Source organism: Cytobacillus sp. Bac17 (genome assembly GCF_024519925.1).
GTDB classification, from domain to species: domain Bacteria; phylum Bacillota; class Bacilli; order Bacillales; family Cytobacillaceae; genus Cytobacillus; species Cytobacillus pseudoceanisediminis.
The window spans coordinates 1-391 of sequence record NZ_JALJRC010000109.1; the positions used below are offsets into that span (position 1 = coordinate 1).

The 391-nt window shown below is 51.4% G+C and carries 1 protein-coding gene; it reads left to right on the forward strand.

Annotation, left to right across the window (positions count from 1 at the left end):
- Window positions 1–391, forward strand: a 391-nt coding sequence (locus NR125_RS30320) for a hypothetical protein (RefSeq protein ID WP_256816891.1), incomplete at both ends; no start/stop codon positions are given.

The following is a 391-nucleotide window of genomic DNA, read 5'->3' on the forward strand; positions in this document are numbered from 1 at the left end:
AGAAAAAGGAAGGAGGGAGGGAGAAAGAAGGAAGGGGAGGAAAGAAAGAAAAAAGGGAGGGGGGGAAGAAGAAGAGAGGGGGGAAGGGAAAAGGAAGGAGAAAAAGGAAGAGAGGGAGAGGAAGGGAAAAGGAGAAGAGGGGAGGAGAAAGGGAAGGGAGAAGGAAGGGAAAGAAGGGGGAAGGGAAAAGGGGGGGAGGAAGGGAAAAGAGAAGGGGAAAAGGAGGAGAAGGAAAAAAAGGAGGGAAAAAGAGAGGGGGAAAGGGAAAAAGGGAGGGAAGGAGAAAAAAAGAGAGGAAAAGGAAGGAAAGAGGAAAGGGGGGAAAGGAAGGGGGGGGAGAGGGAAAGGAAAAAGGGAGGAGGAAGGAGGGAGGAAAGAGGGGAAGGGGAAA